General features: G+C 69.0%; 21 protein-coding genes and 1 riboswitch. Of the genes, 9 read left to right on the top strand and 12 right to left on the bottom strand.

The window, feature by feature from the left end; translation table 11 throughout:
• The first annotated feature begins 148 nt into the window (after positions 1–148).
• Positions 149–901 (top strand): IclR family transcriptional regulator, encoded by a 753-nt coding sequence (locus tag ACFVVM_RS34065; RefSeq protein WP_387626758.1) that lies wholly within the window; start codon positions 149–151, stop codon positions 899–901.
• Positions 902–1055: 154 nt separating this feature from the next.
• Complete coding sequence (gene glpK / locus ACFVVM_RS34060) at positions 1056–2582, top strand: glycerol kinase GlpK (RefSeq protein ID WP_387626756.1); 1527 nt, start codon at positions 1056–1058, stop codon at positions 2580–2582.
• 15 nt (positions 2583–2597) lie between these two features.
• On the opposite strand, the gene ACFVVM_RS34055 is transcribed toward glpK, so the two are convergent.
• The 5 genes from ACFVVM_RS34055 to ACFVVM_RS34035 form a co-directional block, all read right to left on the bottom strand.
• Positions 2598–2909: a hypothetical protein gene (locus tag ACFVVM_RS34055; RefSeq protein ID WP_387626754.1), complete on the bottom strand. Its 312-nt coding sequence runs from the start codon at positions 2907–2909 to the stop codon at positions 2598–2600.
• Positions 2909–3778 (bottom strand): hypothetical protein, encoded by an 870-nt coding sequence (locus ACFVVM_RS34050; RefSeq protein ID WP_387626752.1) that lies wholly within the window; start codon positions 3776–3778, stop codon positions 2909–2911. The genes ACFVVM_RS34055 and ACFVVM_RS34050 overlap by 1 nt, the downstream gene beginning before the upstream one ends.
• 41 nt (positions 3779–3819) lie before the next feature.
• Positions 3820–4968 (bottom strand): MFS transporter, encoded by a 1149-nt coding sequence (locus ACFVVM_RS34045; protein ID WP_387626859.1) that lies wholly within the window; start codon positions 4966–4968, stop codon positions 3820–3822.
• Positions 4969–5101: 133 nt separating this feature from the next.
• Positions 5102–5902 carry a hypothetical protein gene (locus ACFVVM_RS34040; protein ID WP_387626750.1) on the bottom strand — a complete coding sequence of 267 codons (801 nt, stop codon included), beginning with the start codon at positions 5900–5902 and terminating at the stop codon, positions 5102–5104.
• 115 nt (positions 5903–6017) lie between these two features.
• Positions 6018–7235 (bottom strand): NADP-dependent isocitrate dehydrogenase, encoded by a 1218-nt coding sequence (locus ACFVVM_RS34035; RefSeq protein ID WP_387626747.1) that lies wholly within the window; start codon positions 7233–7235, stop codon positions 6018–6020.
• Positions 7236–7517: 282 nt separating this feature from the next.
• Positions 7518–7628, top strand: a riboswitch (SAM riboswitch).
• An 82-nt stretch (positions 7629–7710) separates the two neighbouring features.
• Between ACFVVM_RS34035 and ACFVVM_RS34030 the strand changes: the two genes are divergently transcribed.
• A complete protein-coding gene (locus ACFVVM_RS34030; RefSeq protein WP_387626745.1) occupies positions 7711–9027 on the top strand; it encodes a bifunctional o-acetylhomoserine/o-acetylserine sulfhydrylase in 1317 nt (438 codons plus the stop codon).
• Between the two features lie 41 nt (positions 9028–9068).
• The gene (locus tag ACFVVM_RS34025) at positions 9069–10169 is read left to right on the top strand and encodes a homoserine O-acetyltransferase (protein WP_387626856.1); all 1101 of its coding nucleotides are present in this window, start codon (positions 9069–9071) and stop codon (positions 10167–10169) included.
• A gap of 13 nt (positions 10170–10182) precedes the next feature.
• Here the strand turns inward: ACFVVM_RS34025 and ACFVVM_RS34020 are convergent, their stop codons facing one another.
• Positions 10183–10827, bottom strand: a complete 645-nt coding sequence (locus tag ACFVVM_RS34020; RefSeq protein WP_387626743.1) for a TetR/AcrR family transcriptional regulator — start codon at positions 10825–10827, stop codon at positions 10183–10185.
• A gap of 157 nt (positions 10828–10984) precedes the next feature.
• Here ACFVVM_RS34020 and ACFVVM_RS34015 point away from each other — a divergent pair, with 157 nt between their 5' ends.
• Positions 10985–11932, top strand: coding sequence for an oxygenase MpaB family protein (locus tag ACFVVM_RS34015; protein WP_387626741.1), 948 nt, complete (start codon positions 10985–10987; stop codon positions 11930–11932).
• A gap of 92 nt (positions 11933–12024) precedes the next feature.
• Here ACFVVM_RS34015 and ACFVVM_RS34010 read toward each other — a convergent pair whose 3' ends face one another.
• Entirely contained in the window at positions 12025–12270 is a 246-nt protein-coding gene (locus ACFVVM_RS34010) for a DUF3017 domain-containing protein (protein WP_387626853.1), read from the bottom strand.
• Between the two features lie 145 nt (positions 12271–12415).
• On the opposite strand from ACFVVM_RS34010, the gene ACFVVM_RS34005 reads away from it, so the two are divergent.
• From ACFVVM_RS34005 to ACFVVM_RS33995, 3 genes are all read left to right on the top strand, one after another.
• Entirely contained in the window at positions 12416–12880 is a 465-nt protein-coding gene (locus tag ACFVVM_RS34005) for a tRNA (cytidine(34)-2'-O)-methyltransferase (protein ID WP_387626739.1), read from the top strand.
• A 78-nt stretch (positions 12881–12958) separates the two neighbouring features.
• Positions 12959–13186: an AbrB/MazE/SpoVT family DNA-binding domain-containing protein gene (locus tag ACFVVM_RS34000; protein WP_387626737.1), complete on the top strand. Its 228-nt coding sequence runs from the start codon at positions 12959–12961 to the stop codon at positions 13184–13186.
• The gene (locus ACFVVM_RS33995) at positions 13176–13631 is read left to right on the top strand and encodes a type II toxin-antitoxin system VapC family toxin (protein WP_387626735.1); all 456 of its coding nucleotides are present in this window, start codon (positions 13176–13178) and stop codon (positions 13629–13631) included. The genes ACFVVM_RS34000 and ACFVVM_RS33995 overlap by 11 nt, the downstream gene beginning before the upstream one ends.
• Before the next feature lie 11 nt (positions 13632–13642).
• Here the strand turns inward: ACFVVM_RS33995 and ACFVVM_RS33990 are convergent, their stop codons facing one another.
• The 4 genes from ACFVVM_RS33990 to ACFVVM_RS33975 form a co-directional block, all read right to left on the bottom strand.
• Positions 13643–13870 (bottom strand): DUF167 domain-containing protein, encoded by a 228-nt coding sequence (locus ACFVVM_RS33990; protein WP_387626733.1) that lies wholly within the window; start codon positions 13868–13870, stop codon positions 13643–13645.
• A complete protein-coding gene (locus tag ACFVVM_RS33985; RefSeq protein ID WP_387626731.1) occupies positions 13830–14999 on the bottom strand; it encodes a DUF4349 domain-containing protein in 1170 nt (389 codons plus the stop codon). The genes ACFVVM_RS33990 and ACFVVM_RS33985 overlap by 41 nt, the downstream gene beginning before the upstream one ends.
• 69 nt (positions 15000–15068) lie before the next feature.
• Positions 15069–18794, bottom strand: a complete 3726-nt coding sequence (locus tag ACFVVM_RS33980) for an error-prone DNA polymerase (RefSeq protein WP_387626729.1) — start codon at positions 18792–18794, stop codon at positions 15069–15071.
• A 57-nt stretch (positions 18795–18851) separates the two neighbouring features.
• Positions 18852–19307 carry a hypothetical protein gene (locus ACFVVM_RS33975; protein WP_387626727.1) on the bottom strand — a complete coding sequence of 152 codons (456 nt, stop codon included), beginning with the start codon at positions 19305–19307 and terminating at the stop codon, positions 18852–18854.
• 132 nt (positions 19308–19439) lie between these two features.
• On the opposite strand from ACFVVM_RS33975, the gene ACFVVM_RS33970 reads away from it, so the two are divergent.
• Positions 19440–20414 (top strand): SDR family NAD(P)-dependent oxidoreductase, encoded by a 975-nt coding sequence (locus ACFVVM_RS33970; protein ID WP_387626725.1) that lies wholly within the window; start codon positions 19440–19442, stop codon positions 20412–20414.
• Between the two features lie 190 nt (positions 20415–20604).
• On the opposite strand, the gene ACFVVM_RS33965 is transcribed toward ACFVVM_RS33970, so the two are convergent.
• Positions 20605–21495: a sucrase ferredoxin gene (locus tag ACFVVM_RS33965; protein WP_387626850.1), complete on the bottom strand. Its 891-nt coding sequence runs from the start codon at positions 21493–21495 to the stop codon at positions 20605–20607.
• Between the last annotated feature and the right edge of the window lie 348 nt (positions 21496–21843).

The following is a 21843-nucleotide window of genomic DNA, read 5'->3' as shown; positions in this document are numbered from 1 at the left end:
GTGGTCCTTTCGAGGGACTCGCCGTCGAGTCCGTCCACCGGGCTCGCGGTCGTGGCCGGGCCCGAGATCAACGCTAGGAACCGGACAACCCTCGCGCCACGGCCGCCGTTCGACAATGCCGAACGCTCCGGCTGATAGATTCCGGAGCGTGCCCGGGCCGATCCAGTCGATCGAACGCGCCGCCGCCGTGCTGCGGTTGCTCGCGCGCGGACCGGGGCGGATGGCGGTCGGCGAGATCGCCACCGCGTTGGGTCTGGCCAAACCGACCGCGCACGGCATCCTGCGCACCCTGCAGGGGGTCGGGTTCGTCGAACAGGACCCGGCGACGGGCAAGTACCTGCTCGGCGCGGGGCTCGGTGAGCTCGGCGCCGACCATCTCGACGTCAACGTGCTGCGCGCACGCGCCATCCACCGGGCCGACGCGCTCGCCGCGCGCGCCGGGGAGTCGGTGCGGATCGCGGTCTCGCGGCCCGAAGGGGTGACGGTGGTGCATCACGTGTTCCGGCCCGACAACACCGATCAGCTGCTCGCCCTCGGCGAAGTGCTGCCCGCCCACGCGACGGCGCTGGGGAAAGTGCTGCTGGCCTACGACGCGGCGACCGACCCCGGTGCGCTACCCGCGTTCACCCGACGCACGATCACCGACCGCGCCGGGCTCGACCGGGCGATCACCGAGGTGCGGCGGGCCGGTTGGGCAGGTGAGGTCGACGAGCACCGCTCCGGCGAAGCGGGCATCGCGGCGCCCATCCGTGCCAGAGGCGGTCTGGTGGTCGCCGCCATCGGCATCTCGGGCCCGACAGATCGGCTGTGCGACACTCGATCCCAGATCAGGTCCACCGCCGTCGACCAGGTCCGCGCTGCCGCCGCCGCCATCCACCGCGATCTCACGGTGCCGCAATGAAGCGCACAGCATCGCTGCCCGCCCTGGCAACCCGCGGACGCGGAAATTCCACCGCCACCTGGACGCCCTGCGCGAACATGGCGCCGCGCGGGGCACGACACTCTGCGGCGGTCGAGCCTGCCGCCGTGGATCGCACCGATGGGAGTCGATGCTGATGACGCAACGTTTCGTACTCGCCATCGATCAGGGGACGACGTCGACCCGCTGCATCGTGTTCGACCGGCATGCGCGGTTGGCGGGGCTGGCTCAGCGTGCACAGCGTCAGCGTTACCCCAGGTCGGGGTGGGTGGAGCAGGATGCGCTGGAGATCTGGCGGACCGTCGAGCGGATCGTGCCCGCGGCGTTGCGCGATGCCGGGATCACCGGCGAGCAGGTGGCGGCGATCGGGATCGCCAATCAGCGCGAGACCACCGTGGTGTGGGATCGGCGCACCGGGGTGCCCGTGCGACCGGCGATCGTCTGGCAGGACGTGCGCACCGAGGAGTTGGTCGACCAGTTGCGGAACGCCCCTGGTGCGCAACGCATCACGGAGCTGAGCGGACTTCCACTCGCCACCTACTTCGCCGCGCCTCGACTGCGCTGGCTGCTCGATCACATCGATGGACTGCGTGAACGCGCCGACCGGGGCGACGTGCTGTTCGGAACGATGGAGTCCTGGCTGATCTGGAACCTCACCGGCGGCCCCGACGGGGGCGCGCACGTCACCGATGTGACCAATGCCGGACGCACCCTGCTGATGAACCTGTCCACCCGCCAGTGGGACCCGGAACTGTTGCGGTTCTTCGACATTCCGCCCACGATGCTCCCCCGCATCGAACCGTCGACCGGCGATTTCGGGACCGCGCGCGCAGTGCTGCCCGGTGTCCGCATCGGCGCCGCGCTCGGCGACCAGCACGCCGCCCTGTTCGGCCAGACCTGCTTCGCGCCGGGCGAGGCCGAATGCACTTACGGCACCGGCGGATTCCTCATGATGAACACCGGCACCGAACTGGTCCGCTCCGAACACGGCCTGCTCACCACCATCGGCTACCAGGTCGGCCCGGAACCGGTATACGCCCTGGAAGGACCCATTGCCGTCACCGGCTCGCTGGTGCAGTGGCTGCGCGACATCGTCGGCCTGATCGCCACCGCCCCCGAAATCGAAACCCTCGCAAGCACTGTCGACGACAACGGCGGCTGCTACCTGGTCCCCGCCTTCTCTGGCCTCTACGCCCCGCACTGGCGCGGCGACGCCCGCGGCCTCCTCATCGGCCTGACCTCCTACGTCACCAAGGGCCACCTGGCCCGCGCCGCCCTCGAAGCCACCGCCTGGCAGACCCGCGACGTCCTCGAAGCCATGAACGCCGACGCGGGCCTGCGCGCCACCTCCCTGCGCGTGGCGGGCGGCATGGCGACCAACAACCTGCTCATGCAAACCATCGCCGACGTCCTCGACATCCCCGTGATGCGCCCCCTGGTCACCGAAACCGTCTCCCTCGGCGCCGCCTACGCCGCAGGCCTGTCCGTCGGCTTCTGGCCGGACCTCCAAGGCCTACGCCACAACTGGAAGGTCGCCGCCCAATGGCGCCCCGCCCCCGACCGCCACACCCGCGACGACGAATACGAACTCTGGCAACGAGCCGTCCACCTCAGCTTCGGCTGGGCCCGCCCAGCCGACGGCAAACCACCGAAGCCGGAATGATCACCGCGGACAGTGTCAGGTGAATATCTCGTCGACGTGATCGACGGCGGCGGCCCTGCCCAACCAGGTGTCGAGCTGGCCGGGGTCTCGGCACTCAGTGAGTTGCGTGCGTTGCGCGTCCGACACTTCGAACCCACGAACGTCGAGGACAGTGAATACCGCGCGCAATGTCACCTCCACGGCTATTGCCACGTGTCTTTCCGCGCGCGCTTCCGCGAGGCCCAGCGCATACCCTTCCGCAACCCACTTCTTCGCGATGCGCCCGCGTGGAACGTATTTGCCAGTCCGCGACGGTTCCTGCGTGCCGATCTCCTGTGGCGTCGGCATCAGCCGAAGAGCTCGCTCGCGGAAGTTGCGGTGATGGCCTGATTCAGCCATTCGCGGAGTTGGTCGTGGTCGGTGCACTCCGCGAGCTGAGCGCGCTGCGCGGCCGACAGTTCGAGCCCCCGCGCGGTCAACACGGTGAGCAGCGCATGGGCAGCTTCTTCTGTGCGGCCCTCCTCTCGACCTTCGGCCACGTACTTGGTGGCGATACGGCCGCGGTGTTCGGGAGTGCGCTCCATCAGTTCCTCCAGGCGTCGGCTTGCCGCGGTGGTCAGGGTGCCATCAACCAGCTCGAAGTACATTTTCGCATGTTCTTCGTCGGTTCTCATCAGGCCGGACAGGAACGCCGTAAGGACCTCGTCCCGCTGCGGTCCGGCACCGTGCGCCATGGCCGAGAGTACCGCGCGTTCGGGGGAACGCCTGGCCTCGTCCGGGTCGGTGACAAGGGGAAAGCGGTCGGGGCCGAGGACCTGCGGGCGGACGACCGAGCCGAAGTTGTCGAGTTCGATCGGCTGCTCGGCCCATTTGGCGACCTTGGGGCTCGGTGTCACCACGAGCAGCACCACCGGGCAGCAGAGCCGGGACCGCAGCGTCGTCAGGTACACCGGCCATTTCCACCGGCGGACATCCTTGGCATCGAGTTGCACCTCGACGCAGACACCGAGCACGGGACGATCCCGGGCGTCGTGTGTGCTCAGCGCCAGGTCACCACGGAACTCCTTGGGTCCGATATCGGTGAAATCGCAGGGTTCGGCCCTCAGGTTGGCCAAATCGGGGACGGGGACTCCGAATTCGTCGGCCAGTAGCGAGAACGCCAGGGACAACTCGTTGCGGAACAGGTCTAGCAAAGCTTCGTGAAGGTAGCTCGGCATGCGCTGCAACGTACGGTCATTCGAAGAGACTTTCGAATCGGCTACGGCGTGTTGGGAGCGGCGCGGCGGGCGGTCCAGACGGTGACGGTGAACAGGGCGACGCCGAGGACCGCGAGCATGGCGCCGACCATGGCGGGGGCGGTGTAGCCGAGACCCGCGGCGATGACCAGGCCGCCGAGCCAGGCGCCCGCGGCGTTGGCGATGTTGAGGGCGGCGTGGTTGAGGGCGGCGGCGAGGGTTTGGGCGTCGGCGGCGACGTCCATCAGGCGGGTTTGCAGGCCGGGGGCGAGGGCGGCACCGGACGCGCCGACCAGGAAGGCGCCGAGGGCGGCGGTGATCGGGTTGTGGGCGGCGAGGACGAAGCCGGCCAGGATCACCACCATGGCGATCATGGCGACGAAGATCGACCGGTCGACGCCGCGGTCGGCGAGGATGCCGCCGCCGATGTTGCCCACGATCATGCCGAGGCCGAACAGCGCGAGCACGATCGGCACCGCGCCGATGGACATGCCCGCGACATCGGTCATGGTGGTGGCGATGTAGGTGTAGACGGCGAACATGCCGCCGAACCCGATCGCGCCGACGGCGAGGGTGAGCAGCACCTGCGGGCGACGCAGCGCACCGAGTTCGGTCATCGGATTGCTGATCTTCATGCTCGTCAGATCGGGCACGTAGCGCCACAGCGCCGCCACGGTCGCCACCCCGATCACCGCGACGACCACATAGGCATTACGCCACCCGAGATGCTGACCCAGCCAGGTCGCCCCCGGTACCCCGAGCACATTCGCCACACTCAACCCGAGCATCACCGCCGCCACCGCCTTGGCCCGCTGCCCCACGGGTGCGAGCGTCGCGGCGGCAAGCGAGGCGACACCGAAATACGCGCCGTGCGGCAGACCGGACACGAACCGGGCCGCCACCAGCGTCCCGAAGGTCGGCGCGAGCACGGTGGCGGCATTGCCCACGGTGAACGCCGCCATCAACACGATCAACAGCTTCTTGCGCGGCACCCGCGCGCACAACGCGGCGATCAACGGCGCCCCGACCACCACGCCCAGCGCGTACGCCGACACCGCATGACCGGCCGAGGGCTCGGAGATGTCGAAGGCCCTCGCGATATCGGGCAGCAACCCCATGGTCACGAACTCGGTGGTACCGATCCCGAACCCGCCGAGCGCCAAGGCCAGCATCGCCGGGACATGCCAACCGGTACGTGGCGCCTCGACGGCGACGATGGAAGAACTCACGCCTCCATGCAACGACCGTTGCCCACCGTTCGCTACCCGAGAAGACCGTGAGCTACCCCACCCCGGCCCACCGCGATCACGCGCGGTCCGCTGTCGAGGACAGCCCGCCCCGCCGAATTCTGGCGACGGCGTCGCCGGTGCTCAGTTCGTGGCGGTGCTCGGGGTGGACGCGATAGTGGCAGATCAGATGGAACAGCAACGCCGGGTCGATGCGGTAGGTGGCGGCGTTGAGCCGGATCTCGCGCGCGGTGTGACCGCGCGAGCGCACCAGCCGGGTTCGGCGCACGGTGGTGAGCCGATGGGACACCACGATGACCTGGTAGTTGTTGTTGTCCGCACGCGGCCAGATGGAACCGATGTCGTCCCAACCGGTCGTCTGCTGGGCGTATCCGGCCTCCACCGCGATGCCGTCCGGGGCGAGGAGCAAGCCGTGCCGGTGCCGCAGCGCTCGCGCCGTCGTCCACGCCGCGTACCCGCCGAACACGCAGATGGCCAGCGCCAGCAGCAACACCAGGTAGTTCCACAGGTGGTGGAGCTCGGCATCCGGTTCCCACACGGTCATCCCGAGGAAGACGTAGCACGCCATCCACAGGGACCCACCGACGAGAAACGCCAGTGCCGGAAGCTGGGTCCGCCGAGGGGCGGGGACGAACAGCGCCGCACCACCCGGCGTCACGACACGGGCGATCGGCGGCAGCTTCCGCCGGCGCACCCGCCAGAACAACGGCAGCGCGAACATCATCAGCCCGAACACCATCGTGCTCGATCCCCAGAACACCACCCACAGCACGTCCGCGGCACCGATCGCGGTGACGCACCCGACCAGCGACACCCACGTCCCCAGCGCGCAGAACAGCGCGAGTGCGACAACGAGCACGTAGCGCGGCCGGTCCCGCCCGAACTCCGCGGGCCATGGCAGCAGGACCGTCTCCGATGAAGAAAGGGCGCCTGCACCGGTGGGTGCAGACGCCCTTCTTCTCACCGGCTTCGCCTCACTTGAGAGCGCGGGCCAGGTTGGCGTCCAGGGCGCCGAGGAACTCCTCGGTGCTCAGGTAGCCCTGATCCCCGCCGACGAGCAGCGCGAGATCCTTGGTCATCTGCCCACCCTCGACGGTCTTGATGACGACGTCTTCGAGCGCCTGCGCGAAGCCGATCACCTCGGGGGTGTTGTCCAGCTTGCCGCGGTGTTCCAGCCCTCGGGTCCAGGCGAAGATCGACGCGATCGGGTTGGTCGAGGTCGGCTTGCCCTGCTGGTGCTGGCGGAAGTGCCGGGTGACGGTGCCGTGCGCGGCCTCGGCCTCACAGGTGCGGCCGTCCGGGGTGAGCAGCACCGAGGTCATCAGGCCGAGCGAGCCGAAGCCCTGGGCCACGGTGTCGGACTGGACGTCGCCGTCGTAGTTCTTGCACGCCCAGACGTAGCCGCCCTCCCACTTCATGGAGGAGGCGACCATGTCGTCGATCAGGCGGTGCTCGTAGGTCAGGCCCGCCGCGTCGAACTCGGCCTTGAACTCGGCGTCGAAGACTTCCTGGAAGGTGTCCTTGAACATGCCGTCGTAGGCCTTGAGGATGGTGTTCTTGGTGGAGAGATACACCGGGTAGTTCTGCTGCAGGCCGTAGTTGAACGAGGCCCGCGCGAAGTCCACGATCGACTTCTTGAAGTTGTACATGCCCATGACGACGCCGCCGTCTTCGGGCATCTTCACGACCTCGTGCACGATCGGCTCGCTGCCGTCCTCCGGCGTGAAGGTCAGCGTGACGGTGCCCGCCTCGTAGACCTTGAAGTCGGTGGCACGGTACTGGTCGCCGAAGGCGTGACGGCCGATGATGATCGGCTTGGTCCAGCCGGGCACCAGGCGGGGCACGTTGGAGATGATGATCGGCGCGCGGAAGATGGTGCCACCCAGAATGTTTCGGATGGTGCCGTTGGGCGAGCGCCACATCTTCTTGAGGCCGAACTCCTTCACCCGATCTTCGTCCGGGGTGATGGTGGCGCACTTCACGCCGACGCCGTGCTTCTTGATGGCGTTCGCGGCGTCGACGGTGACCTGGTCGTCTGTCTTGTCGCGATACTCGATGCCGAGGTCGTAGTACTCGAGGTTCACGTCGAGATACGGATGGATCAGCTTGTCCTTGATGAACTGCCAGATGATCCGAGTCATCTCGTCGCCGTCGAGTTCTACGACGGTACCTTCAACCTTGATCTTGGACATGGATCTTCGTGTCCTCCTAGGATGGTGCCCTCATTGCACGGCCAGGCGAACACGCTTGTGAGCGGACCCCAGCTGTTCCAACAGACAACGTATATGCCCCGCGTTGTCTGCGGGACGTGTGGTGCAAACAAGACAAGCGTACTGCTGCCACCGACCTCACCGCGATGGGAGGGCCCGCTGTGCGGGACCGCGGCGGCAACACGCCGCGCGGGCCAGTGATCTTCTCGACGAAATCGGGGGAAATTTCCGCGCGGGCGAGATGTCCGGTTAACATGACGGCAAGGTCATGAGTACCAGCGCCAAGCCCCGGCTCGCTGGTCGGCAACCCTCCAGCTGCGGTGGGGTGCTCCGGGTGATGACCGGGCTCTCGAAGGTCGAGGGCAAGCGCGCATTCGAGGAGGCCACCATGTGTTGTTGTCCGTCGATCCGACCCATCTGACGAGATACCCGGCGAACAACCCCCTGGAGCACCGACATGTCCGACTCTGCCCTGCCCGAGAACTGGTCGTTCGAGACCAAGCAGGTCCACGCGGGCCAGGCCCCTGACGCAGCGACCAACGCGCGGGCCCTGCCGATCTACCAGACCACCTCCTACACCTTCCGCGACACCGACCACGCCGCCGCGCTGTTCGGTCTCGCCGAACCGGGCAACATCTACACCCGGATCATGAACCCCACCCAGGACGCGGTGGAGCAGCGCGTCGCCGCGCTCGAAGGCGGCGTCGCGGCGCTGCTGGTGGCCTCCGGCCAGGCCGCCGAGACCTTCGCGATCCTGAACCTGGCGGGCGCGGGCGACCACATCGTGTCCAGCCCGCACCTCTACGGCGGCACCTACAACCTGTTCCACTACTCGCTGCCCAAGCTCGGCATCGAGGTCTCCTTCGTGGAGGACCCCGACGACCTGGCGCAGTGGGAAGCCGCGATCCGGCCCAACACCAAGGCCTTCTACGGCGAGACCATCGCCAACCCGAGCAGCGCGGTCTTCGACATCCCCGGCATCGCCGGTGTCGCGCACGCCGCGGGCCTGCCGCTGATCGTCGACAACACCGTCGCGACCCCGTACCTGATCCAGCCGCTGGCCCACGGCGCCGACATCGTCGTGCACTCGGCCACCAAGTACCTGGGCGGCCACGGCGCCGCGGTGGCGGGCGTGATCGTCGACGGCGGCACCTTCGACTGGACCGTGCGCGACGCCGACGGCAAGCCCCGCTTCCCCGGCTTCACCGAGCCCGACCCCAGCTACCACGGCGCGGTCTTCGCCGACCTGGGCGCGCCCGCCTTCGCGCTCAAGGCCCGTGTGCAGCTGCTGCGCGACCTGGGCTCGGCGGTGTCGCCGTTCAACGCCTTCCTCATCGCCCAGGGCATCGAGACGCTGAGCCTGCGCGTCGAGCGGCACGTGGCCAATGCCGAGGTGGTCGCGAAGTTCGTCGCCGAGCAGCCGGGCGTCGACGTGGTGCACTACGCGGGCCTCGAGACCTCGCCCTGGCACGAGCGGGCCAAGCAGCTGGCGCCCAAGGGCGCGGGCGCGATCGTGGCCTTCGAGCTGGCCGGTGGCGTCGACGCGGGCAAGAAGTTCGTGGACGCGCTCAGCCTGCACAGCCATGTCGCTAACATCGGTGATGTGCGTTCCCTCGTGATTCACCCGGCGTCGACCACGCATTCGCAGTTGACGCCGGAAGAGCAGCTGGCCGCGGGCGTCAAGCCCGGCCTGGTCCGGCTCGCCGTCGGCATCGAGGGCATCGACGACATCCTGGCCGATCTGGCGGCCGGATTCGCGGCGGCGCGCACGTGACTGTGAGCACCGAATCGCCGATCGCCCGTCCCGGAACCGGAGTGGCCCTGCCGCCGCCGGACGGGCGACTCGGCGTGGTCGCCATCGGGGAGGTGGCGCTGGAGAACGGCGCCGTCGTCCCCGATGTGCGGCTGGCGGTGCAACGCTGGGGTGAGCTCTCGCCCACCCTGGACAATGTGGTGCTCGTCGAGCACGCCCTCACCGGCGACTCGCACGTCATCACCAGTGCCGACAACGACCAGCCCGGCTGGTGGGAGGGCATGATCGGCCCCGGCGCGCCGATCGACACCGACGAGTGGTGTGTGATCGCCACCAACGTGCTCGGCGGCTGCAAGGGCAGCACCGGGCCGTCCTCGATCGCGCCCGACGGCCGCCCGTGGGGTTCGCGTTTCCCCGAGCTGACCATTCGCGACCAGGTGACCGCCGAGGCACAGCTGCTCGACCTGATCGGGGTCGAGCGCCTGGCCTCGGTGGTCGGCGGCTCGATGGGCGGCATGCGGGTGCTCGAGTGGATGATCGACAAGCCGGAGCGGGTCGCGGCGGCGCTGGTACTCGCCGTCGGCGCGCGGGCCACCGCCGATCAGATCGGCACCCAGACCACCCAGATGGCCGTCATCACGGCCGACCCCGACTGGCAGGGCGGCGACTATCACGGCACCGGCCGCGCGCCGACGACCGGCATGGGCCTGGCCCGCCGCATCGCGCACCTGACCTACCGCACCGAGGGCGAACTCGACCACCGCTTCACCAATCGTCCCCAGGGCGACGAGGACCCGTGGCGGGGCGGCCGCTACGCGGTGCAGAGTTACCTCGAGCACCAGGCCGAGAAGCTGGTGAACCGCTTCGACCCGGCCACCTATGTGCTGCTCAGCGAGGCCATGAACCGCCACGACATCGGTCGCGACCGGGGTGGCGTCGCCGCCGCGCTGGCCTCGACGTCGGTGCCGTGCGTGGTGGGCGGCGTCGATTCCGATCGCCTCTACCCGCTGCACACCCAGGCCGAGCTGGCCGAGGGTCTGCCCGGCTGCGCCGGACTCGAGATCGTGCACTCGCGCGACGGGCACGACGGCTTCCTCACCGAGGCCGCCGCGGTGGCCAAGCTGCTCACCGAGACCATGCGCCTGGCGCGGGAGAACCGCTGAACCGCAGGGGTGTTCAGCGCTTGGCAGTGCCCGCCAGCAGGGTGACGATCGACCGCACGTAGTCCTGGAGCCGCTCACGCGGATACTCCTCGGGTTCGTTGACGGCCAGTCGCCCCAGCATCTCCGCGACGGTGAGCGTCGAGTTCGCCAGGAGTGCCGCGTCCATCGCCGACCAGCGCGGCAGCATCGCGATGCCCACGCGGACAAGGGATTCCGCGCGCGCGAGGATCTCGTCGCGGGAAGCGCGCAGCGCGGCACGGTATTCGTCGGGCGCGCTCGCCGGGGTGGCGAGGATGAGCCGCCAGCGGGTCGGATTCGCCAGTGCCACACCGACGAACGCTTCGACAGTGGCCAAGGCGGCCTCGATCGGATCGGTACCGGTCAGGTTCTCCGGCAGGGTGTCGGCGATCTGGGCGAGTCCGCGTTCGCTCTCGCGTTCCAGCAGCGCCTCGACCAGTTCGGCGCGGGTCTTGAACACCGTGTACAGCACGGGTTTTCCGACGCCTGCCTCCTGCGCGACCGCTTCCATGTTGAGCTCGTGCAGCTCCATCCGGCCGAGCACGGTGAACGCGGCGTCGAGCAGCTGGGCGCGACGCTCGTGCGGGGGCAGGCGCGGGGCGTAGCGACGGCGCGGCCGTTGCTCCTGCGTTGCGGTCACGCGCGCGCCTCCCTCCACTGTCCCGACGATACCGGGCCCGGATCGCGGCCCATCGCAGTAAATCCTACACAACCGTTGTATTCATTTCGATCCATTGCTACGGTTGCGTTGTATTCAACTGCGAGGTTCGCCTCAGCACTGCAAAGGAGCATGTGCCATGGCCTTCGACCCGACCACCCTGCGTCGTGACGACTACGGCTTCTTCGGACCGGATTCCCCCAGCTGGAAGGTGTGGGCGGCGCCGACCGCGCTGATCGGGTTCCAGCGCGCGGTCACCCTCGAACACTTCGACCCCTTCCTGACCGCCGCGGTCGCCGATTCCGACGGGATCTACAACAACCCGCGGACCCGCCTCGACCACACGCTGTCGTACTTCCTGCTGGTCGCGCTCGGCGACGGACGCACCGCCATCCAGGCCTCCGAACACCTGATGACCGTGCACGCCTCGATGACGGGCATCGAACCGATCAGCGGCAAGCGCTACAGCGCCAACAATCCCGATTCGCAGCTGTGGATCCACGTCACCGGCTGGCATTCGGTGCTCAAGGCCTACGAGATGTACGGGCCGGGCCCGCTGAGCCCCGCCGAAGAGGACCGGTACTGGGCCGAATGCGTGATCGCCGCCGAGCTGCAGACCTGCAAGCCCGCCGACGTCCCGCGCTCGCGTGAGGAGGTGCGCGCGTACTTCGAGCGGGTCCGCCCGCAGCTGTGCGCCTCCGAGCGCGCGGTGCGCGGCATGCACTACCTGCTGTGGACCCCGCCGAGCAAGGGTCTGCCGTTCGCGATCGGCAGCCGGCTGCTGTCCCTCGCCACGATCGCGACCCTGCCGATCTGGATGCGCGAACTCGGCCGCTTCGACCTGCCCCGGATCATCGGCCCCGGCGTCCGCCTGCCCGCCTCCGCCCTCGCCTGGTTCACCTCGCGCCGCGACAACCTGGGCCTGATCAAGGCCGCGCCGTACATCGCCCCGATGACCGGCCAGATCCTCGCCGCCCACGCCCGCTCAGGGGAACCGGCCACCGCCACCACGATCACCCCGAGCCAGGCCCGCGACCGCTACGGCGCCAAAGGCCACCGCAGCCTCTGGGACCACAAAACCGCCTAGCTCCGATCTGGACCATTGATCACCACGCTGTGGTGGCGTTCGCTTCTCGGCCGATACTCACCTGAGAGCGTGGTGATCAACCGTCCAGCAGCTCAGTTGACGCCGAGGGTGTTGATGGTGGCCGCCAGGAAGACGATGGCGCTGCCGAGGGCGGTGAGGGCGGCGACGTCGAAGGGCTTGCTGCGGACGGCGAGCAGGCCAACCTGGACGGTCGGCAGGCAGAGACGGAAAGCGGCGGCGACCAGGGCGGCGCTGCCGAAGATGAGGGCGCCGCGGCGCCAGCGATCCCACACCACGAACACGATCGCGACCACGATCAGCGCGCTCACCACGGTCATCGGCAGGTGACTGCGCAGGTACTGCTCCCCCGCGCTCAACCGCACGACCCGGTGCCTGCCGGTGGTCTCCGCCTTGTTCACGGGCCCGATTGTTCCAGATGCCGCCTGCGGGCGGGCGCACAGCCACATGGGAGAGTGATCCGCTGTGCTGCATCTGATCTTTCACAATCCTGTGATTCCCCCGAACACCGGCAACGCGATCCGTCTCGCCGCCGGTACCGGCTGTGCGCTGCATCTGATCGAGCCGCTCGGCTTCGACCTGTCCGAGTCCAAGCTGCGCCGCGCCGGCCTGGACTATCACGACCTCGCGGTGGTGACCGTGCATCCCGACCTGGCCACGGCCTGGACCGCGATCGCCCCCACCCGCGTGTTCGCCTTCACCACCCAGGCCACCACCCGCTACACCGACATCGCCTATCGCGACGGTGATGCCCTGCTGTTCGGCACCGAACCCACCGGCCTGCCCGACGAGGTGCTGGCCGACCCGGCGATCACCGACCAGGTGCGCATCCCGATGCTGCCGGGGCGGCGGTCGATGAACCTGTCGAACGCGGCGGCGGTGACGGTGTACGAGGCGTGGCGGCAGCTGGGATTTCCGGGGGCGGTGTGACCGGCTCCGGCGTATGATCTGACACGTATCGCACGTAATACGTGTCAGGTCGAAACCGATAGTGGAGGTGCTGGTGCCGTGCGGCTGAACAGCAAAGGGCAGGTGACGATTCCCGCCGAGCTACGACGAAAGTACGCCTTCGAGGAGGGTGACGAGGTCGAGGTCGTCGAGGTCGGCAACGTCCTGCAAATCGTGCGCCGCGAAGGCACCGAACGCCGGGGAAAGCGTTTGACGGGACATATGCGCGGCCGGGCGACGACCACGATGAGCACTGATGAGCTGATGGATCTGTTCCGTGGCGACTAGCGGTCGAGCATTGCGACTGGCTCCCGAGCAGCAACCTGTCACCCTGGTGGACTCCTGTGTGCTGCTCGATGTGCTCACCGATGATCCGAAGTGGGCGGACTGGTCCGACGACGCGCTGGCCGAAGCGCGGGACGCGGGGCTGACAGTCATCAACCCGATCATCTATGCCGAAGTCGCCGGTGGCTTCGACACCATCGAGGATCTGGACGCCGCGATACCCGAGTCCGAGCTGGAACGGGTTCCGTTGCCTTTCCAGGCTGGATTCGTGGCGAGCAAGGCATTCGTCGCCTACCGCCGGCGGGGCGGGGAAAAGCGCAGCCCGCTTCCTGATTTCTACATCGGCGCGCATGCGGCAGTCGCGAACTATCGGCTACTCACCCGTGATTCCGCTCGATTCCGGACGTATTTCCCACGGTTGCAGCTGATCACGCCCGACGGCGAATAGCGTGCCAGCGCTCAAGTGTCTATCTCGAAGCGTTTGAAGCGGGAGGTCGCGCCCGCGGACAGGCGCACCGACGACTTCGCGACGCCGAAGTGGGCGGCGAGTAGTTCGATGGCGGCCTTGTTGGCCTTGCCCTCCACGGCGGGGGCGCGGACGTAGAGGGTGAGGGTGCCGTCGTCGGCGACTTCGACGAGGGGGCCTTTACGGCTGTTCGGTTTGATCGTCGCCCGCACCGTCGGCACCGCTGGTTCCCTTTCCTTTCTCGGATGCCGAATGCTTTCCCGCCGCACCGGTATCCGGCTTCGGCGTGGATGCGGTAGCGCCGGCGGAACTGGTCCCGGCTGCCCCGGGAGCTGCGGTCTCGGTCGCGGCGGCGGGCGCAGCCGTCGCCGCGGGTGTCGCCGTGGCCGCGGGTGTCGCCGTGGCCGCGGGTGTCGCCGTGGCCGCGGGTGTCGCCGTGGCCGCGGGTGTCGCCGTGGCGGTGGGTGCGGTGGGTGCGGTCGGGGCAGGCTTCGCGGTCGACCCGCGACGGCGGCCGCGAACCAGGCGCACCAGGGCCCACAGGGCCGCGCCGATCACGGCGAGGAAGCCGAGCCATGGCAACGCCTTGCCGGTGAACACGACCGCGTCCTTCAGCCAGTCGACCAGCGAGTGCCAGCCGGAGACGATGCCGTCCCAGAAGTTGTCGGGGTCGCCGGGGGCGCGGTCCTCGTCGGCGGTGAGAGTGATGGTCAGGGTCGACAGGGCGACCTGATCGTCGAGGGAGCGTTTCTGTGCGGTGAGGCTGTCGAGTTCGCCCTGCCTGCTCGCCAGCGCCTCCTCGGCGGCGATCAGGTCGGCGGTGTTGGCCGCGCCCGCCATGAGCGCGCGCAACCGGTCGACCGAGGACTGCAGGGCGCGGATGCGGGCGTCGAGGTCCTGCCACTGCATGGTGACGTCGTCACGGTTGGTGCTGACCCTGGTGACGGTGCCGACCCCGCCGAGGCCGGTGATGAAGGCATCGGTCTTGTCCGCGGGCACCCGCACACTGAGCACCGCCCTGGCGTTGCGCTTGTCGGTGCCCGGCTGTTCGGTGCGGCTGTCGATCCGGCCGTCTACGGCGGTCACCTGGTCGGTGACGGTCGCGGCGGCGGCGATCGGATCGGCGGCGGAAACGTCGATCGAGCCGGTGATCACCTCTTTGCGATCCGAATTCGCCGGGGCCGGACTGTCCTTGGCCGGTGCGTTCTCCCGGAACCCCGGCGCCACCGCGGCGGCAGGCGGCGACATCGTCGGCGCCTGAGCTCCCCCACTGTCCTCGCTGTCGGCCCCGCACCCGGCCACGAACAGCAGTCCGAGCAACCCGATCATCACCACGGCAAGCTTGCGCATGCTCGCAGCGTAGTGCGCACTTCCGTTTTCGTCAGCGAGGTAGGCGCAGGCTGTTCCCGGGCAGACGTTTCAGCGGAAATCGCGGGAGCGGGCGACGATGCGCAGGTCGAGGTGGTCGAGGTGGTCGGCGAGGACGCTGGCCGCGCCCTCGGCGTTCTGGACGCGGCCGCGGATGATCAGGGCGGTCGCGCTCTGGGCCAGGCGGCGGTACCGGGTCCACAGGCCGACCGAGCAGACCACGTTGACCATGCCGGTCTCGTCTTCCAGGTTGAGGAAGGTGACTCCGGCGGCGGTGGCGGGGCGCTGGCGGTGGGTGACGGCGCCGGCGACCAGGATGCGGGCGCCGTCCTCGACGAGCAGCAGGTCGGCGGCGGGGACGACGCCGAGCGAATTCAGGTGCGCGCGCAGGAATTCGGTGGGATAGCTGTCGGGTGAGATGCCGGTGGCCCAGACATCGGCGGCGGCCAGTTCGAGCGCGGTCATGCCGGGCAGGGCTGGTGCCGCGACGGCCGGACCGGTCCCCGGCAGCAGGCTCGAGCGCTCCTGCGCCGCTGCCCCCGCCGCCCACAGTGCGGCCCGCCGGGCGGCTGCCGGTCCGACGGTGCGGGGTGCTGTGGCGCCACTGAGTTCAGCTCCGCCGGACGCGCCGTCACCCAGCAGGTCACCGCCGCATTCGACACCGAAGGATTCGGCATCGCCGAGTTCACCACCACCGGAATCAGCGCCACGCGGTTCGGCACGGCCAGACCGACCACTCCGGGGTTCGGGGACGCGGGGCTCGCCATCGGTGATCAAAGTGTTCAATGCCCCGGCGGTGGCAAGGGATTCGGTTTGGGCGACGGTGAGTTCCACGCGGCCGGTGAGGTCGAGCATGGAGGCGAAGGGGCCGTGTTCGGTGCGTTCGGCGACGATGCGGTCGGCGAGGTCGGTGCCGAGGTGGCGGACGCCGGACAGGCCGAGGCGGATCTCGGTGCCCGCGTTCTCCAGGGTGGGTTCGGCGCGGCTGGCATTGATGTCGGGGGTGTGCACTTTCACCCCGTGGCGGCGGGCGTCGGCGACCAGGGATTGCGGGGAGTAGAAGCCCATCGGCTGGGCGCGCAGCAGGCCGGCGCAGAACGCGGCGGGATGGTGCAGCTTGAACCACGCGGAGTAGAAGACGAGTGAGGCGAAGCTCTGCGAGTGGCTCTCGGGGAAGCCGAAATTGGCGAAGGCGTAGAGCTTTTCGTAGATGCGATCGGCGGTCTCGTCGGTGATTCCGTGCAGGTCACGCATGCCCTGGTAGAGCCGGTCCTTGAGCTGGGCCATCTTCTCCGGTGAGCGTTTCGAGCCCATGGCGCGGCGCAGCCGGTCGGCTTCGGCGGGGGTGAATCCGGCGAGATCGATGGCCATCTGCATCAGTTGCTCCTGGAACAGCGGGACGCCGTAGGTGCGTTCCAGGGTCTTCTTCAGCACCGGATGGTCGTAGGTGGCCTCCTCCTTTCCGTTGCGCCTGCGGATGTAGGGATGTACCGAGTTGCCCTGGATCGGTCCCGGCCGGATCAGCGCCACCTCCACCACCAGGTCGTAGAACTCGCGCGGTTTCAACCGGGGCAGCGTCGCCATCTGCGCGCGCGACTCCACCTGGAACACCCCGATCGAATCGGCGCGCGAGAGCATCTCGTAGACACCGGCTTCGGTGAGATCGAGCTCGTGCAGTTCGACCTTCTCGCCCTTGTGCTCGGCCACCAGGTCGATCATGTAGTGCAGTGCCGAGAGCATGCCGAGCCCGAGCAGATCGAACTTCACCAAACCCACTACGGCACAGTCGTCCTTGTCCCACTGCAGCACGCTGCGCCCGGCCATCCGCGCCCACTCCACCGGGCACACGTCGGCGATCGGCCGATCGCAGATCACCATGCCGCCGGAGTGGATGCCCAGATGTCTTGGCAGACCGTCGAGTTCACCGGCGAGTTCGAGGACCGCGGGCGGGATGTCGGTGCCCGTCTCGGCGGCGACACCCGACCAGCGGCTCACCTGCTTGCTCCACGCGTCCTGCTGACCCTGGGAAAAACCGAGTGCGCGTGCGGCATCGCGCACCGAGGACTTGCCACGGTAGGTGATCACGTTCGCCACCTGGGCGGCGTAGTCGCGGCCGTACTTGGTGTAGACGTGCTGGATGGCCTCCTCGCGGCGGTCGGACTCGATATCGACATCGATGTCGGGCGGGCCGTCGCGGTCGGTGGACAGGAAGCGTTCGAACAGCAGGTCGTTGCCCACCGGGTCGACATTGGTGATGCCGATGGCGTAGCAGACCGCGGAGTTGGCGGCCGAGCCGCGACCCTGGCACAGGATGTCGTTGTTCCTGCAGAATTGCACGATGTCGTGAACCACCAGGAAGTAGCCGGGGAACGTCAGCTTCTCGATCACCGCGAGTTCGTGCTCGATCTGCCGGTACGCCTGCGGGTTCCGCTCCGGCGGGCCGTAGCGTTCGGCGGCGCCGCGCATCGTGAGGTCGCGCAGCCACGAGTCCTCGTCGTGGCCGTCGGGCACGTCGAACGGGGGCAGTTCGGGGGCGATCAGGCGCAGGTCGAACGCGCACGCCCGAGCCAGCTCCACCGCGTTGCGCACCGCGTGCGGGTGCTCGGCGAACAGCTGAGCCATCTCCGCACCCGAGCGCAGGTGCGCGCCCCCGGTGGACGGCAGCCAGCCCGCCATCTCGTCGAGACTGCTGCGCGACCGGATCGCGGCCAGCGCCATGGCGCGGCGGCGCTGGGCCGGGGACGCGAAATGCGCACCGGTGGTGGCCAGTACCGGGATGCCGACACGATCGGCCACGGCGACCAGGTAGGCATTGCGCTCGTCGTCGGTGGCGATGCCGTGATGGGTGAGTTCGACGCTCACCCGATCCGCGCCGAAGCGCTCGACCAGATCCCGCAGGGCCGCTTCGGCTTTCGGCAGCCGAGTGGCGCCGTCGGCGAGATCCTGCTCGAGCGCGCCGCGCAGGTGGCCCTTCCGGCACCCGGTGAGAATGTGCCAGTGCCCGCCCGCCGCCGCGGCGAGGGTGTCCAGGTCGTAGCGCAGCACCCCCTTCTCCCCCGCCGCCATGTGCGCGGCCGAGATCTCCCGCGACAGCCGCTGATACCCCTCCTGCCCCCGCGCGAGCGCCAGCAGATGCGGACCGGCCGGATCGGGAGAACCCGTGCGCGGCATCGAATCCGGCGCACGCGCGTGCCCGGCATCCGTGCCCGACGCACCAGCGAGCTCGCCACGCGTGGCACCCCGGTGTCCGCGCCGGGCAGCGCCCTCACCCAGCACATCGAGGCCACGCACATCGCCGCCATCGGCAGCACCCTCGCCGGATCCCCGGGCGGGGCGAACAGAACGGCGCCGGGTCGCATCCCCACGACCCGGCGCCGCCTCCGCATCGGTTCCCAGTGACAGTTCGGCACCGAAAACCGTTGGCATTCCGTATTCCCTTGCCGCCTCGGCGAACCGGACGGTCCCGTAGAACCCGTTGTGATCGGTGAGCGCGAGCGCTTCGAGGCCGAGGCGTACCGCCTCTTCCACCAACTCCTCCGGCTGGCTCGCACCGTCGAGGAAACTGTAGGCCGAGTGGGCGTGTAATTCCGCGTAAGGCACGGTCGGCTCGGCGGGGCGGTCGAGCGAGCCCGCCTGGTACGCACCTCGTTTGCGCGACCAGGCCGGGCTGTCGCCGCCGTCGCCGGGATGCATTTCCTCGGCGGGGCGACGGCTCGGTTTGCCCGAGAGCACCCGTTCCAGTTCCGACCAGGTCGGCGGACCGTTGCTCCAGCCCACGCGCCCGCTCCTCTCACGACCCCCGCATCACATCCACCTTCCCCCTGCGCCAGGCGCTCAATTCGCGGGCAACCGCTCCATCGACCGCAGCTCCAGCGCCGCCTCGACGTGGCCGAGACCCGCGCGGATCACCGCGCCGTAGGCATCGTTGGCGAGCACGTCCAGATGCCCGCGCGCGATGACGAGCTGCATCCGCGCCATCTCGAAATCACCGACGCGGCGGTGACTGTCGGCCAGGTTCAGATACAGCGAGGGCAGGAAGCCGCGCAGGCCCTCGTCCAGCGGAATGCCGGGCCCGAACACCGCGGCCAGCGCCCGCTGATCCCACAGCAACGCGTCATCCGGCTGGTCCTGCACATCCGCCAGGTGGTGCGCGATCACGCAGCGATGCAACGGGTCGCCGCCTTCCCCTATGTCGTCCCAGAGCTTGGTGAGCGCTCTGCGCGCCGCTTCCGGGTCGAATCCGCCGAGCCGCACCGCGGCATAGATGTCCGCCATCCGATCGTCCGCCATGGGTTCAGTATCGCACATATGTTCGAATGTTGGCGAGAGGCATTCGAACATATTTTCGAGTTTTTCGAAGGACCTGGTTCCCGAACTTACTTTGGAGTAAGTTCATAGGGAACGAGCTGCAAAGGAGCAGTGATGTCTCAGGTTTCTCCAGCTGAACAAGGCCGTGGTGGGCGGCGGCGACGCGATCTGACCGGCAGGCATGTCGTGATCACCGGCGCGTCGTCCGGGATCGGGCGGGCCGCCGCGCTCGCGGTCGCCGACAAGGGCGCCTCGGTCTTCCTCCTCGCCCGCCGCGGTGACGAACTGGCCGCGGTGGTCACCGAGATCCTCGACGCGGGCGGTGACGCCCACGGCTACCAGTGCGATGTCACCGATTCCGAATCCGTCGAGTCGACCGTCAAGACCATCCTCGACCAGCACGGCCACGTCGACATGCTGGTCAACAACGCGGGCCGGTCCATCCGCCGCGCCATCCACCGCTCCACCGACCGCCTGCACGACTACGAGCGCACCATGGCGGTCAACTACTTCGGCGCGCTGCGCATGACCCTGGCGCTGCTACCGCAGATGCGCGAGCGCGGCTTCGGCCACATCGTCAACATCTCCTCCGCGGGCGTACAGGTCGCCACCCCGCGCTTCTCCGCCTATCTCGCCAGCAAGGCGGCGCTGGACAAGTTCACCGAGGTCGCCGCCGTCGAAACCCTCGCCGACGGTGTCACTTTCACCACCATCCACATGCCGCTGGTGCGCACTCCGATGATCACGCCCAGCGGCGACCAGGGCCCCTCCGAGTCCCCCGAGTGGGCGGCGGGCACCATCGTCCGCGCCCTCACCGAGCGCCCCAAGCGCATCGACGTCCCCCTCGGCACGATCGCCGAGTACGGCGGCATCATCACCCCCAAACTCCGCGACCGCATCCTGCACCGTTACTACCGCGCCCTCCCCGATTCCCCGGCCGCCAAGGGCGAATCGACCCCCGAGGCCGGTTCCACCCCTCAGCCCGAGCCGGCCACACCCCGCGAGCACCCCACCCCCTCCAAGGCCCGCAAGGTCACCGGCACCGCCCTTCGCCGCGCCGCCCGCTGGGTCCCCGGCACCCATTGGTGAGCCTGGACAGCTGATCATCAGGCTCTGGTGGCGGCATCGGCCGAGAGCCGCCCGCCACCAGAGCCTGATGATCTTGATGCCAGAGTTCGAGAGTGAGGTGGTGGGCGGTGATGGTGAGGTGGTTGCGGTGGTAGAGGCGGTGGGCCTCGGCAGTCCACTGCCGCGGTGCGGTGGCCGTCTCCCCGAGCGGTCAGATCGTGGCGGGATGTTCGACGGGCGACAAGTCGGGAAGTTGTTCTACGGCTGCGGGTTCCAAGTAGGTGGCCGGCTTGGGAGCGCCGTTGCAGCTGGCTTGGCGCGGGGCGGCGGCTACGGTGCGGGCGGTGACGCGCCAGCGGCGGCCGTCGCGATGGGTGACGAGGGCGGTGCCCGCGACGGTCGGGTCGGTGGTGGGGGTGGTGTCAGGGTGGACGGTGAGGTCGTCGATGGGGGTGGGTGGGAGTTGCTGGCGCACCGCCACTTCGGCCAATTGGGCGATGGGGTCGTAGCAGCCGCGGCCGCGCAGGCCGGTCAGTGAGACCTGGTCTGCTTCGGCGGCCGTGAGAGCGGCGTGGGCGGCGGGGATGTCCAGGCGGCCGTAGGTGAGGCCCGAGGGGAGCAGGACGACGGCGGGGGCGAGGCGGTGGCCGCCGGTGTGGGAGGCCTCCCAGACGCGGCCGGGGTGCTCGGCGGCCAGGGCGGCGGCGATCGGGCGGCCCAGGCGCGCGCAGCACTGGTCGCGCTTGCCGTGGGCGCAGACCAGGACCACCGGATCGTCCACGGGGGCACCGATTCCCGGGGCCGGTCCGTCGACGAGGTGCAGGTCGATGTCGAACAGTTCGCGCAGATCGGTGATCTCGAAACGCTCACACCAGGAACCCTGCGGGCGCGAGGCGGCCAGCAGGACCGTGCGGGTGCCGGTGAACTCGTTGCGGCCGGGGCGGCGGATCAGGGTCGGGCGGACGTGCGCGGCCGTGGTGCGCGCGGCCAGTTCGGCGGTGATCTCCGGGCCGAGTACCTCGTCGCCGATCACGTCGCGACCCCAGGCGCCGGGGTGCTCGATGCACAACCAGCCGGTGACGTGGGCCGCGGTGCCGAGCATCGGGAGATCGGCCGAGGCCGCGGTACACGACAGACCGTCGAATGGGGTCACGGGGCGTCTCCTTCCGCGGCGACTCGAAGCTCGAGAGTCCGATAGGCGTCCATTTCACTTTAGAACCGCGGCGGGGCCGGCCGAGTCGGTGGGTGGACGCACCAACGTGGTGCGATACCCCCTCGCCCTCGAGCGGCGTCGCGATCGCACCCCCCAGCCGACGCGGATAGCACCGCATCGACCCCGCCAGCCGAGACAGCACCCCTCGGAGCCGATCTGGACCATTGATCACCGGGCTCTGGTGGCGCGCTCTCGCGACCGATCGCTCACCCGGGAGCCTGGTGATCAACCGTCCAG

The organism is Nocardia sp. NPDC058176 (assembly GCF_042883805.1).
GTDB lineage: Bacteria > Actinomycetota > Actinomycetes > Mycobacteriales > Mycobacteriaceae > Nocardia.
The sequence above is the reverse complement of the archived record's forward strand: the minus strand, read 5'-3'. Positions and strand labels throughout refer to the sequence as shown.